12 protein-coding genes are annotated in these 12840 nt (G+C 39.6%); 3 read left to right on the top strand and 9 right to left on the bottom strand.

Annotation, left to right across the window (positions count from 1 at the left end; all coding sequences use genetic code 11):
• Positions 1-5: 5 nt before the first annotated feature.
• The gene (locus CWB78_RS06680; RefSeq protein ID WP_138594774.1) at positions 6-1040 is read right to left on the bottom strand and encodes an NAD(P)H-dependent flavin oxidoreductase; all 1035 of its coding nucleotides are present in this window, start codon (positions 1038-1040) and stop codon (positions 6-8) included.
• A gap of 200 nt (positions 1041-1240) precedes the next feature.
• Between CWB78_RS06680 and CWB78_RS06675 the strand changes: the two genes are divergently transcribed.
• The gene (locus CWB78_RS06675) at positions 1241-2617 is read left to right on the top strand and encodes an NAD-dependent succinate-semialdehyde dehydrogenase (RefSeq protein ID WP_138594772.1); all 1377 of its coding nucleotides are present in this window, start codon (positions 1241-1243) and stop codon (positions 2615-2617) included.
• Positions 2618-2688: 71 nt separating this feature from the next.
• Here CWB78_RS06675 and CWB78_RS06670 read toward each other — a convergent pair whose 3' ends face one another.
• The 4 genes from CWB78_RS06670 to CWB78_RS06655 all read right to left on the bottom strand — a co-directional run bounded on the left by CWB78_RS06670 (position 2689) and on the right by CWB78_RS06655 (position 5151).
• Complete coding sequence (locus CWB78_RS06670) at positions 2689-3225, bottom strand: DUF924 family protein (protein ID WP_138594770.1); 537 nt, start codon at positions 3223-3225, stop codon at positions 2689-2691.
• A gap of 131 nt (positions 3226-3356) precedes the next feature.
• The gene (locus CWB78_RS06665) at positions 3357-4436 is read right to left on the bottom strand and encodes an endonuclease/exonuclease/phosphatase family protein (RefSeq protein ID WP_075170388.1); all 1080 of its coding nucleotides are present in this window, start codon (positions 4434-4436) and stop codon (positions 3357-3359) included.
• A gap of 9 nt (positions 4437-4445) precedes the next feature.
• A complete protein-coding gene (locus CWB78_RS06660) occupies positions 4446-4829 on the bottom strand; it encodes a hypothetical protein (RefSeq protein WP_075170389.1) in 384 nt (127 codons plus the stop codon).
• A gap of 73 nt (positions 4830-4902) precedes the next feature.
• Entirely contained in the window at positions 4903-5151 is a 249-nt protein-coding gene (locus CWB78_RS06655; RefSeq protein WP_041708743.1) for a TIGR03643 family protein, read from the bottom strand.
• A gap of 143 nt (positions 5152-5294) precedes the next feature.
• Here CWB78_RS06655 and CWB78_RS06650 point away from each other — a divergent pair, with 143 nt between their 5' ends.
• Positions 5295-5951 (top strand): YoaK family protein, encoded by a 657-nt coding sequence (locus tag CWB78_RS06650; RefSeq protein WP_138594768.1) that lies wholly within the window; start codon positions 5295-5297, stop codon positions 5949-5951.
• Between the two features lie 56 nt (positions 5952-6007).
• Positions 6008-8077, top strand: coding sequence for a TonB-dependent receptor (locus tag CWB78_RS06645; RefSeq protein ID WP_138594766.1), 2070 nt, complete (start codon positions 6008-6010; stop codon positions 8075-8077).
• Between the two features lie 56 nt (positions 8078-8133).
• Here CWB78_RS06645 and CWB78_RS06640 read toward each other — a convergent pair whose 3' ends face one another.
• The 4 genes from CWB78_RS06640 to CWB78_RS06625 form a co-directional block, all read right to left on the bottom strand.
• On the bottom strand, positions 8134-9273 hold the full coding sequence (locus tag CWB78_RS06640; protein WP_008114296.1) for a Na/Pi symporter: 1140 nt from the start codon (positions 9271-9273) through the stop codon (positions 8134-8136).
• Positions 9274-9669: 396 nt separating this feature from the next.
• A complete protein-coding gene (tyrS, locus tag CWB78_RS06635) occupies positions 9670-10932 on the bottom strand; it encodes a tyrosine--tRNA ligase (RefSeq protein ID WP_138594764.1) in 1263 nt (420 codons plus the stop codon).
• 84 nt (positions 10933-11016) lie between these two features.
• Positions 11017-11823: a LuxR C-terminal-related transcriptional regulator gene (locus tag CWB78_RS06630; RefSeq protein ID WP_138594762.1), complete on the bottom strand. Its 807-nt coding sequence runs from the start codon at positions 11821-11823 to the stop codon at positions 11017-11019.
• A 24-nt stretch (positions 11824-11847) separates the two neighbouring features.
• Positions 11848-12837 (bottom strand): fatty acid desaturase, encoded by a 990-nt coding sequence (locus tag CWB78_RS06625; RefSeq protein WP_138594760.1) that lies wholly within the window; start codon positions 12835-12837, stop codon positions 11848-11850.
• Positions 12838-12840 lie beyond the last annotated feature (3 nt).

The raw sequence follows: 12840 nt of genomic DNA, 5'->3' as shown, positions 1-12840 counted from the left end.
AAAAATTACCATTTTTTCATTAAAGCATGTGTAATATCAGCCGCTGATACCCCCACCCTAGGAATATATTTTTGGCCACACCATAAAGGTGAAAAATCACTTTTAGCACTTTTTTCAGCTAGAGTTCTTAAGGCTGTTATTGCACTGCTGGCATGTGGAAACGCAGGAACGCCCTTTGGTATAGCACCTAGCTCTTGCATTACTCGATTTTTAATACCCCGAGCAGCTCTACCAGAAAACAATGTAGTCAGTGTAGTCTCGTCTTGTTGTTGATCTAAAATAGCCTGTTGATGCAAAGCTGATGTTGTTGCCTCCTTACATAGTAAATAAGCGCTCCCTACTTGTACAGCACTCGCTCCTAACGCTTTAAACCGCTGTACATCATCGGCCGAAGCAATGCCACCAGCAGCAATAATAGGCAGTGATATATGCTCAACACAACGTTTAATTAACTGCTCAGTAGTTTGTTGTAAGCTTAAATCCATTGATAAAAAATGCCCTCGATGGCCACCAGCTTCTATACCCTGAGCAATAATCCCATCAGCGCCATTTTCACTAAGCCAAATAGCTTCATCTAAAGTGGTAGCCGTTGAAATTACTTTAGTGCCCCAGCTTTTTATTTGCGCCACAATGGCTTGCTTAGGTAAACCAAAATGAAAACTAACTACTGCTGGCCTATAGGGGGCAATAATATCAACAACCGATTGATTTATAGGTTGACGGGAAGCCCCTGCAGTTAAACTTTGCGGGTCAATTTCATACTCTGCAAAATAAGGTGCCAGCATATTATGCCATAGCTGCTTTTGTTCGTTCGTGTAATCAGCAACCCTATGACAAAAAAAGTTAAGATTAAACGGCTTCGTTGTTTTTTGGCTAATTACTTCTAGCTGCTCAATTAATTGTGCTGGTGATAACATGGCGCAAGGCAAAGAGCCCAAGCCTCCAGCCTCACTTACAGCAAGAGCAAGCTGCTCGTTTTGAACACCTGCCATAGGTGCCTGAATTATCGGTAAAGCGGTATTAAACAATGGTGGCTTCATTTGAACTCTCCCTGTAACTTTTTCAACAACTTGCACTATTTACAGAACCATAGCAAAAACAACAAGCAAACAACATCTAGATTTTAGTCATAAGCAATATAAAAACCATTACTAACAGATAGTTATGACTTTTTAATATCTAGAAACTAACTGGCTTTGGTTTTGCACCTATCCTATTACATAATTTGTTAGGAGGTAAAATGAGTAACACAGTTGATACGATCAATCCCGCAACCGAGCAAGTCATTAATAGCTATACGCTGCTTTCTCAAGCTCAAGCAGAACAAGTGATCGAAAAATCTCATGAAACATACTTAACATGGCGATTAACCTCGTTTACCGAGCGCGCACAACATCTAAATAAATTAGCCTCTTTATTTGAAAGCCAAAAAGAAGCCTTAGCAAAACTAATGACCGAAGAAATGGGTAAAGTCTATGAGCAAGGCTTCCAAGAAGTTCAGCTTTGTGCTGACATTTGTCGCTATACCGCTGAACATGGCGCCGATATGCTTAGCGACGAGGAGCGCGACATGCAAGGAGGTCGTGCAATCATAAGTTATCGCCCTACCGGTGTGCTGCTGGGTATTCAGCCATGGAACTTCCCACTTTATCAAGTTATTAGATACAGTGCCGCAAACATTATGGCGGGTAATACCACCGTATTAAAACATGCCGGTAATGTATTTGGTATGGCTGAAAAAATTGAAACATTATTTCTACAAGCAGGCTTCCCTGAACACTGCTTTAGCAACTTACTGATTGATGGTAAAACCGCCAGCGCCCTTATTTCACACTCGGCTATAAGCGGCGTGACCTTCACTGGAAGCGATGGCACAGGTAAAAAAGTAGCAGAGCAAGCTGCCAAGCATGTTAAAAAAACCGTACTAGAACTGGGTAGTAACGACGCTTTTGTTGTACTTGACGACGCTGATTTAGCCCTTGCAGTTAAAGCATGTTTACAAGGACGCATTATCAACAACGGCCAAACCTGTGTTGCAGCCAAGCGCTTTGTGGTGGTTGATTCACTCTACAATGACTTTAAAGAAGCACTAAGCCAGCAGTTTAAGGCGGTAAAAATGGGCGACCCAATGGATGAAGATACTGAACTGGGTCCTATGGCACGCGAAGATTTACGCGACAAAATTCATCAGCAAGTGCAAGACTCTGTCAATGCGGGTGCAAAAGTAATTGTAGGCGGCGAAATACCGCAACAAACAGGTTATTACTACCCCCCAACCATGCTGGAAAACCTTAAACCAGGTATGCCTGCGTATGACGATGAGCTATTTGGTCCTGTCGCATCTTTAATTAAAGCCAAAGATAACGACGACGCTATGCGTATCGCTAATGATTCACGCTATGGACTAGGCGGTGGTATATTTTCAAAAGATGAGAAAAAAGCCATTGAACTGGCCAAAAAGTATTTTGATACCGGCATGATCAATATTAATGGCTATGGTTTGGCACAACCGAACCTACCATTTGGTGGTGTTAAAGACAGTGGTTATGGCCGAGAGCATGGTGGCTTTGGGATTCGCGAATTTGTGAATGTTAAAAGCATCATGATTCACAGCTAATATCAGGTATCAGGTTAGTAAAATTAAGCACCGCGCTTGTCGCAAGCGCGGTGTTTTATTGTCTAATAAATTTAAAAACCTGAGTTAGGCTGTTTTAAAAATTCAAGCTCTTCTTTGGTAGAGTCCCGCCCCAGTATTTTATTACGATGCGGATAACGATTAAATCTATCGATAATCGCCTTATGCTGATACTCAAAATCTAAGTTATTTTGAATACCTAACGCTTTATATAACTTAACTGCTTCCTTATGAATTAGCTTTGATTCGCTGTGCATAAAAGGCATATACAAAAATACGCGTTGTTCATCCGTCAATTTCTTATCAAACCCTTTAGCAATAGCAGTTTGTGCTAACGCTAAAGCTAATGCATCACAAGCAAATGATGCGGGCTTTTCACGGTAAATATTACGTGAGAACTGATCAAGCACAATAATTTCAGCAAGACTACCTATCGCGCTTTCACGCCAATCAAATAACTCATTTACACTTGCTTGATGATGTAATTCACCAAAACGAGTTTTAATTTGTGCATCAAGCCCATCGTCTTTTTGCCACCACTGTTTAGGCTCAAGCTCATTAAACCAAAAGTCGATGATTTTATTAAACATAATGAATCTCTTTGTTAATTAACGCTAAACTAAATAATTTGCTACGAAAACTTCGCAAACTTAAAAGCCCTATCGTAATGTATTAACTTTCTCTTTCACCTAAAACCTTTAACCTAATATCTGTACTATACCTAGCCCTTTTCAAACATAGGTACTTTGCGTTTATCTGCTTTGCTCATTGCCAGCTCTTGTATATCTTGCTGCTTTTGCTCGCTTGGTTTTGTTTCTAGGGATTGCTGATTAGCATCTTCAAATACCAGTTCGGTTAGTAAGGCAAAATGATCGGAGCCATATTTAGCAAGGCGCTTTATCCGTTTTACACTAAAGCCTTTTGAATGAAACAAATGATCAAGCGGCCAACGCATAAAAAAGTAATTAGCGTGAAAAGTATTAAAAAAACCACGGCCTTTACGGGGGTCTAAAAAGCCACTAATTTGCATAAATAAACGAGTACTGCGTGACCAAGCAACATCATTTAAATCGCCAGCGACTATCGTAGGGCGAGTTGAATCTTTAAGAGCTTTAGCCACCATTATTAATTCGCTATCGCGCGGGCGTGATGAATCTTCTTCGGTTGGGCTTGGTGGCGCGGGATGAATAAAATGCCCCTGCATTTTTAACCCTTGGTGGTTTTCAAATAAAATATGAATAGAAGGAATATCATCTTCTATAAGTGCACAAATTTGTGCATCGAGTATGTTAAATTTACTAAATACATGCATGCCGTAGCGGTTATCTTTAGGGCACTGTACTTGATGAGGGTAGTGCTTTTTAAGCACGGACAATTTATCTTGCCACCAACTATCGCTTTCTAAGGTGATAAGTAAATCGGGCTGATATTTATCGACTAAGTCAATTAACTGCTCACTATGTCGATTCGACATCAGTACATTAGCGGATAAGATTCTGATGCTATGATCACTACTTTTTGGCGCTGTTAATACTTCTTTTTTAGCAAACCAAGTGTAGGGATAAATCCACTTAGCTTGAAGCGCACAAATAATTAAAGCAACAGCCGCTATTAATGAGTATGCAATAAAGTCGATTTGCCACATACCTATTACTGCCACGATAATTACAGCGCTTGCTAGGTAGCACACCTGCAAGCGCACAAAGTCGCAACTACGTATCAAATAATGCTGACTGTATGACAGGGGTAATAAGGTTATTAATAACAACAAGCCAGTAACTATGACCAATACAGTGAGCATTTATAAATCCTAATAGCGCTGTAAAATAGAGAGTATTTCACGAGTGTCGTGCACTAAGTGAATAATAGTGCGATCAACTTCAACTCGCACTGTGTCTCTTTCTCGGTCTATTACTCTAGCACGCTTATAAATGTCATGCCCAAGGATATCACCTTGATGATAAGATCTGTGCCACCCTGGTGGAGTCCACCCTTGACGAATTAACTGCTTGGCCTGTTTTTTAGAAAGCCATTTTTTATTATTGTATTGGTTATATTTTTGCTTTTTCCAGTGATGCTTGTTTGCGTGTTTATTCGCATGCTTGCCTGCATGCTTGTCTTTGTGTGGTACAGCAAATGCGTTTGTTGCCGTTAGCGCAAAAACCATTACTAAAATACTGATTAGTGATTTCATGGCGATTCTCCAGTGTGATCATTACTGAAGAGTATTAACGGCTAAGCCTGAACATTACATGAAATGAGAAAAATTAACGTTGCTTGTACTGTGTTTTACAATGACTGCGCATAATCGCGGGGTCGCGTAACTTTAGGTGTTTAGTTTTACGCCCAGCATGGCGCTTACGCCATACTTTAAATGACCCGCTAGAGATATGCTCCCGCATAAAATTAACTAATTGAGAGTAATTTAGCCCATACAGATTTTCAATGGCTTCAAATGGCGTTCTGTCTTCCCATGCCATTTCTATAATGCGTGATTGCTGTTCTTGGTTAAACATATTAATTCCAAATTTGGTTGATACGCAAAAGTTAAATTTAGCGATCATCACTTGCTTGTGATGTTAAAAATATAACCTCTTTTCATTTATTAACTTTAATTAAGTGTATGATTAATCTACACACTGAAACCGGAGCTAAAAGGATGTTTACAAAACTACCTAAGTGGGTCGAATATGGTGCGTTTACCCTCGCTTTTATTGCCGGTATGGTAAACGCAGTAGGTTTATTAGGGTTTGAACAGCAAGCAATTTCTCACGTTTCAGGGTCGGTGACTTCATTAGCTATTGAACTTACTACCAACATCAAGGCGGCGTTATTTTTAATTGCGATTGTACTGAGTTTTATATTTGGCTCGGCATTAACAGGCTTAATGCTTTCAGGCGGTTCACTTAAGCTAGGCCGCCATTACGATACGCTCTTATTTATTGAGGGTATTTTACTGCTGTTAAGCGCACAGCTACTTCAATATTCTTACCCTTACGCACTTACACTTGCTTCTGCGGCCTGCGGCTTACAAAATGCTTTAGCCACTAACTACAGCGGCGCAGTTGTGCGAACCACTCACTTAACCGGTATTTTTACCGATCTGGGTTTGATGTTTGGTAAAGCCCTAAAAGGAGAAGCTTTTGACAATAGAAAATGCTTGGTCTTTGTATTAATTATTGCCGGTTTTTTAGCCGGCGGAGTGGTAGGTGTATTACTATTTAAACATTACTCAGTGCTCACTTTAGTTTTTCCGAGCATTTTTTGTATTGTTTTATCGATTACTTATCGGGTTTATAGGTTGAGTGTGCTTTAACCAATTCACAAAATCCCCTACCCTAAACTTATCAAATTGCCGATGTGTTGGAATTTATGAAATATTACTATTTATCCCCGTTATTGTTATGCAGTCAGTTAGGTTTAATTAATAGTGCGTGTGCTGAAGATACCGCGCAATCAATTGAACGTATCACCACCACAGCATCGCGTAGTGAAGCGCTTTCCACGCCATTACCACTGGTGATCAGTGTATTAAGTGAATCACAGCTTGAGCTTATAGCTCCTACCCATGTAGAGGAAGCGCTACAACGCGTTGCAGGTGCCAATGTCCAACGTGGGAATGGCCAAGAGTATTTACCAGCTCTGCGCTCGCAAGTACTTTCTGGAACGGGCGCTTGTGGTGGTGTCTTAACCGCAGAAGATGGCATAGCTCTTCGTGCAGCTGGTTTTTGTAATATCAATGAACTATTCGAAGCGCATAGCGAAATGGCAGAGCGTATTGAAGTATTAAAAGGCCCAGGTTCTGCACTTTATGGTTCTAATGCAGTGCATGGTGTAATTAACGTTATTACCCCTGATACTACGCAAGGTGCTGGTTTACTAGGCTTTGATTATGGCTCTTATGGTTATGCTCGCTATAAATTACGTGCAGGCCATGCCATGGATAATTCAGGCCTAGGTATTAATGCTAGTTTTACTGATGATAGCGGTTATCGAGATGATGAAAGCGTAAAGCAACAAAAAATAAATGTGCGCCATCGCTATAATAATAACAACCTAAGCTTAGTTTCTGGGCTTACGTATACTAATTTAGATCAACAAACTGCTGGTTATATTAGCGGTTTTCAAAGCTATAAAGATGAAGATATAGCACAGCAAAACTTTGATCCCGACGCCTTTAGAAAAGCTCGCTCGCTTAGGGCTTGGAGTAAAGCAAGCTGGCAATTAGGAGAGAACACTCTAGTTGTTACTCCTTATATTCGTGACCAAAGTATGGACTTTTTTAAACACTTTTTACCCGGCACACCACTTGAAAAAAATAGCCAAACTGGGTTTGGTCTACAATCGCTTTATCAGCATTATGTGAACGACAATACCAACTTAAAGCTTGGTTTTGATGGTGAGTTTACCCAAGCCGATTTTTTACAAACCCAAGATAAACCGACTCAAGGTTCTGCGTTTTTAGTAACCACAGTGCCGCAAGGTAAACATTACGATTACCAAGTCGATGCCACCTTATATGCCCCATTTGCCGCTATTGATTGGCAGCTAAATAATTGGCTTATAACTGCAGGTGTACGTTATGAGCATATGCAATATGACTATCAAAACAATATGCTTACAGGGCGTACGAAAGAAGATGGCAGTAAATGTGGTTTTGGTGGCTGTCGTTATAGTCGCCCCGAGAGCACTAAAAACAGCTTTAGTAATCTTTCGCCAAAACTCGGTGTGAGCTATCAGCTTAATATTAACAATACACTATACGCTAACTTTTCAAGAGGCTATAGAGCCCCACAAGCAGCTGAGCTTTATCAATTACAACGCGAGCAAAGTACTGCCGACTTAGATGCAGAAATAGCAAATAATGCTGAGTTAGGTATCAAAGGGGTGTACAACAATACTCGCTACGGTTTGTCGGCTTATGCGATGAGCAAGCACAATACCATCTACCGTGACAGTGACTTTTTTACTGTTAATGACGGCCAAACTCGACATCGCGGCATTGAGCTTGAGTTAGCGCATAGCTTTAATCAGCACTTATCGGTTAACTTCGCAGGCACTTATGCCAAGCATACGTACTCGAATGAGCAAATCATCGGCAGTATTAATATTAAAGGTAACGATATTGATACCGCACCTCGAAAGGTTGCTAATATCGATTTTAACTGGCAAGCCAACGAGAGTATTAGTCTTGCGTTGCAATGGCACTATGTTAGTCGCTACTTTACCGACCCTGAAAACTTACATGAATATCAAGGGCACGATATTTTAAGCTTGCGCGGCCAGTGGCAAATTAGCCCACAATTATTACTCAGTGCGCGAATAATAAATCTAACCAACACGGCTTACGCACAGCGCGCAGATTACACTAGTTTTACTGGCGATCGTTACTTCCCAGGAAAACCGCGTAATGCCATGCTGTCTGTAAGTTACCAATGGTAAAACAAAAAATGCGCTATATAAGCTATATAGCGCATTCTTTTTATTCATTTATTTGCTTATCTAACGGCCAGTACAATTAGACCAGGCACCACAAAGAACGACCCTAACACATAGCCTAATGCAGCTGATTTATTCTTTGTACCAATTTCGGCTAGCTTTTCGGCTAACTTAAGCGGAATTTCACGTAGTACAGGAATTCCGTAAATTAGTGCAACCGCAAATACATTAAACATAACGTGTACTAAAGCAATCGTTAGCGCCACTTCAGCCATAGGCCCTGTAATTGATGTGGCAGCTAATAAAGCGGTAATGGTTGTACCAATATTAGCGCCTAGCGTAAATGGATAGATTTGACGTGTAGTAAACACACCACTTCCCGCAAGTGGGATCATTAAACTCGTTGTGGTTGATGACGACTGAACCATAACTGTTACCGCTGCACCTGATGTGATACCCGCGATAGGCCCGCGCCCAATTGCACCATGCAGTATATCTTTTGCAGTGCCAACCAATGCTTTTTTAAGTAGTTTACCTAATGTAGTTACGGCAAATAAAATCAAACAAATACCTGCTATAACCATCGCTGCACCTAGCATTTTTGTGTCTAGGAAGCTAAATGCATCTTTTATTACACCCACAGCAGGTTTAACAAGTGGTTTAATAAAGTTGTAGCTCTTTAATGATAAGTCGGCATCACCAATAAATAGGTGCGACAGAGCTGCGGACATTTTTTGCAGCAAACCAAACATTATCTCAAGCGGTAAAAATATAATAACGGCAAATAAATTAAAAAAATCATGAACCGTTGATGCTGCAAACGCACGTTGAAACTCTTCTTTAGAGCGAATATGACCAATAGATACTAAGGTGTTAGTAATAGTCGTACCAATATTTGCACCCATCACCATTGGAATAGCAATACTTAACGGTAAACCGCCAGCAACAAGGCCCACTATTACTGAAGTAACCGTTGATGACGATTGCACTAGAGCCGTTGCCAAAGCACCTAATAATAATGCAATAAACGGGTTGGTTGCGAATGCAAAAATTTCTTTTGCTCCCTCAGTACCGCCCGACGCTAATTTAAAACCACCACTGACAGTACCAACGGCTACTAGGACTAAATAAACTAAAAAGGCGATAGCAGCCCAGTTAAGCGTTTTTATTAATAGCGTATTGCGCTTTGATTCACTCATGTTTAAATCTCAATTTTTGTCTTGCCGATTATGGCATTTTGATGACGTTTTTGTTTCAGAGCGCATTAGAACACCTAAATATTACAGAAATATTTCAATTCGATTAACGTGCTTGAGTGAGTAAAGAGATTAATACAAAGAAACAACTCGTGCGCACAGCGCTATTAAAAACAGATAGCAAAGTTACTTTATTATCAGCTACTTAAAAAAGTTACTTTTAACTTAGCATTTCACAGTGATTTACAAATGCCTACAAAACACATTAATAACGGCAATTAAATTATTAATTACCGTTATTGTAATGAGAAAAAACAATGAAGACTTTTAAAAAACTTAAGTAGTTTGGATTAAGAGTAACCCCTAAAACCACATAAAAAATCACCATTAGAGGGAAATTCAATTGAGTTTAATTAACCTAAATTGTTTTTTACCTCGCTGTATTAACCAAAAACGTTGATGCAATGCCAAATTTAACTGACTATGATCAGCCGAAATTGTTTCACCATTAATTTTTACTGCGTTTGCAGCTATCAGTTCTCTTGCGGCACGCTTAGAGTTTGCTAAACCACTGAGAACCAATAGCGCGGAGGTGGTTATATTAATTTCAGTAAGGGTTATTACTGGTAAGCCATCTTGTTCTAATTGTGCTAAATCATTTAAATTTAAGGTTTGTACTTGTCCATTAAATAACAACTCAGTGATACGCTGCGCACTTGCCAAGCCTTCTTCAGCATGAATAAAACGGGTTAATTGCTCAGCTAAAATGCGCTGTGCTTGAGGCTTTTGGCCGCTTATCTTATCGTTTGCTTCTATGGCCTCAATTTCTTTAACTGATAAAAAGGTATAAAAACGCAAAAAGTTATACACATCAGCATCTTCACAATTTAACCAAAACTGATAAAAGCGATACGGCGAGGTTTTTTTAGGGTCGAGCCAAATAGCACCGCCCTCAGTTTTTCCAAATTTTGTACCATCTGACTTAGTAATAAGTGGCAGTGTTAAACCAAACACTGTTTGCTGGTTTAAACGGCGGGTTAAATCAATTCCACTGACAATATTACCCCACTGATCGTTACCGCCTATCTGCAAAGTACAATTTAACTCACTATTGAGCTTAGCAAAGTCATACGACTGCAATAAGGAGTAACTAAATTCAGTAAACGACAACCCTTGCTCTGGACGTTGCAAACGTTGTTTTACTGACTCACGGTTGATCATGGTATTAATTGAAAAGTGTTTACCTACATCACGAAAAAAGTCTAATACATCAATACAGCTAAACCAGTCAGCGTTATTTTTTATCTGCAGTGGCTTGTTTAAATGCGGACCAAGTACACTTTCAACTTGGTTTGCAAGCGCTGTCACCCATTGTGACACCGTTTGTTTAGTATTTAGGCTACGCTCAGTGGCTTTAAAACTCGGGTCACCAATCAACCCTGTAGCACCCCCAATTAATGCCACACCTTGATGCCCTGCATCCATAAAACGCTTTAGCATTATTAATGGTACTAAGTGCCCTATGTGTAAGCTATCTGCGGTAGGATCGAAGCCACAGTAAACCACCTGTGGAGTATTAAGCTTATGGGTTAATTGCTCAATACTACTCACTTGAGAGACTAAACCACGCTGCATAATGTCGCTAAGTAAATGTGCTGTCATCGTATTTCTCAAAATTATCTATAAGAAAAATACTAATTAAACTCAGCGATGTGCACTATATCCCTAAAGGGACATAAACGCGCTTTATTTTGTGTGCATTAAATGATTTAAAAACAGTCGAAAAAATTCACTCAGTGAAGCAACGTTTAACTGTGCATATATACGTTTACGATGGTTTTTAACTGTACCTAGGGCGATCCCAAGCTGAGAAGCAATATCTGCGGAGTCGCAACCTTGCACAATTAAACAAGCAACCTGATGCTCTCGTTGAGTGAGTTGTTGGTTAGCAAATGACGTGAGGGCATTTTCTATAAGCTGCCCAGTAACTGAACTATTAAATTGATTTAATAGTAATTTTTGGCTACCCCAATGTTGGCTACACAGTGCTTTTATTAAATTAAAATGTGCTATTAATTGCTGCTTTTGCAACGCACTAAAGCGCTGGTTATTGGATAATAAACCAAGGTAAATAACAATCGAGCGACCGTTACCTATATTAGTACAAATACTTAGCTCATCAGTCCAGTCAGTGTGAGTATAAAACTGCTGTTGATATGCCTTAAAGGTCAGTTCATCTTGATAACGAGCTATATCAGCGAGCCGAAATACTCCTTCCTCAGCTTTACTAACCAGTTCAGTATAAAAAGGGTCGTTTACAAACGAGTTAGTAAGGTAGCGCTGAAATAAAAGTTCACGCTGTTTCTCGATAGAATCGAATAAATAAATGGGATGCTTATTTACTCTGCAAGCCAATACAACCGCACAATCAAACTCAACAATAAGGGCAATGTAATTAACCAGCTTTTGCGCAAAACTGGTCCCCTTTATAGCTTGTACACATTGCGCTAACGCATCTTGCTGAGTTAATTGCTGCTGCGAGTCCGACTGCATTATGATGCCATTTTACACTGAGTATTACTGATACAAGTTTGCTTGCTTAATACTGGCAAAATCATTAAAACGCACGCCGTGTTGGCGCATCACTTCAAGGATTTTTTTACTGATCATTTGTCGTAAATAAAACGGCTGATTTGGTACAAAGTGATGGATAGTATGAGTATGCCCAAAGTTAAAACAAAATAAATTAAATGGCATAAACAAACGGCTAGTAATTACGTGAGTTTGTTCAAGCATATTATTCACACCGCCATAATAATGCATACTTGAAGTAACAAAATTAAGGGAGCTCGAACGTACAATATTAGGCACAATCAGCACCACCATTAGAAATTCAAATACATGCAATACATCAAGCAATAATACCGGTGAATTAGCTGCCAATGGAGTGAACAAATTAACTAAGTGAAACGCAATTACGCTATATAAAATGGCGAAATACGCGGTAGTAATCGGAAAACCTGCGTTAAATACTTTAAAAAAGCTAAAACCTTTAATTTCTTTACTAAAGCGCTTTGCATTAATTAATAAACCGAGTAATCCATCAACAATTACCAAGGCACGTAAAAACGGATTTTTAATACCATTACCTACCAAACGCTCTTCTAAATCTTGCTCAGTACCCGACGTTTTGTGATGATGTAAATGCATCTTGCGACGGTACCATGGGCTTATGGTATTAGGACGCATCAGCCACACGGTTAACATCATAAAATTATGCAAAAATGGTTGGTTGCTAAAGTACTGTTTGTGGATTAAGTCATGCTCAAGCTCATGGGAAATTGAGGTAGCAATGGCCGCTAAAATAATGCATAGCCAAGCGGGAATAATAGCAAAATAATACAGCGTGCCAATTCCGATTAATGCACTCAAAGAAAGTAATAAAATAGCCATTCCTAAGGTATTTTGATGCATTAATAGCGGGTGTTTTTTACGCAGTAATGCTTCTTCAGCCTTAATCGCTTTTACAATGGCTTGAATATTCTGTTTTGCGGTTAGTTGAGTCATGAT

Origin of the sequence: Pseudoalteromonas sp. S1612, assembly GCF_005887175.1 — a bacterium.
Lineage (GTDB): Bacteria > Pseudomonadota > Gammaproteobacteria > Enterobacterales > Alteromonadaceae > Pseudoalteromonas > Pseudoalteromonas undina.
The sequence above is the reverse complement of the archived record's forward strand: the minus strand, read 5'-3'. Positions and strand labels throughout refer to the sequence as shown.

Excerpts from the sequence above, each read along its gene's own strand:
- CWB78_RS06625 (WP_138594760.1), bottom strand. The coding sequence starts at position 12,837 with ATGACTCAACTAACCGCAAAACAGAATATTCAAGCCATTGTAAAAGCG.
- CWB78_RS06645 (WP_138594766.1), top strand. The coding sequence starts at position 6,008 with ATGAAATATTACTATTTATCCCCGTTATTGTTATGCAGTCAGTTAGGT.
- CWB78_RS06640 (WP_008114296.1), bottom strand. The coding sequence starts at position 9,273 with ATGAGTGAATCAAAGCGCAATACGCTATTAATAAAAACGCTTAACTGG.
- CWB78_RS06655 (WP_041708743.1), bottom strand. The coding sequence starts at position 5,151 with ATGTTTAACCAAGAACAGCAATCACGCATTATAGAAATGGCATGGGAA.
- CWB78_RS06680 (WP_138594774.1), bottom strand. The coding sequence starts at position 1,040 with ATGAAGCCACCATTGTTTAATACCGCTTTACCGATAATTCAGGCACCT.
- CWB78_RS06670 (WP_138594770.1), bottom strand. The coding sequence starts at position 3,225 with ATGTTTAATAAAATCATCGACTTTTGGTTTAATGAGCTTGAGCCTAAA.
- CWB78_RS06650 (WP_138594768.1), top strand. The coding sequence starts at position 5,295 with ATGTTTACAAAACTACCTAAGTGGGTCGAATATGGTGCGTTTACCCTC.
- tyrS (WP_138594764.1), bottom strand. The coding sequence starts at position 10,932 with ATGACAGCACATTTACTTAGCGACATTATGCAGCGTGGTTTAGTCTCT.
- CWB78_RS06660 (WP_075170389.1), bottom strand. The coding sequence starts at position 4,829 with ATGAAATCACTAATCAGTATTTTAGTAATGGTTTTTGCGCTAACGGCA.
- CWB78_RS06630 (WP_138594762.1), bottom strand. The coding sequence starts at position 11,823 with ATGCAGTCGGACTCGCAGCAGCAATTAACTCAGCAAGATGCGTTAGCG.
- CWB78_RS06665 (WP_075170388.1), bottom strand. The coding sequence starts at position 4,436 with ATGCTCACTGTATTGGTCATAGTTACTGGCTTGTTGTTATTAATAACC.
- CWB78_RS06675 (WP_138594772.1), top strand. The coding sequence starts at position 1,241 with ATGAGTAACACAGTTGATACGATCAATCCCGCAACCGAGCAAGTCATT.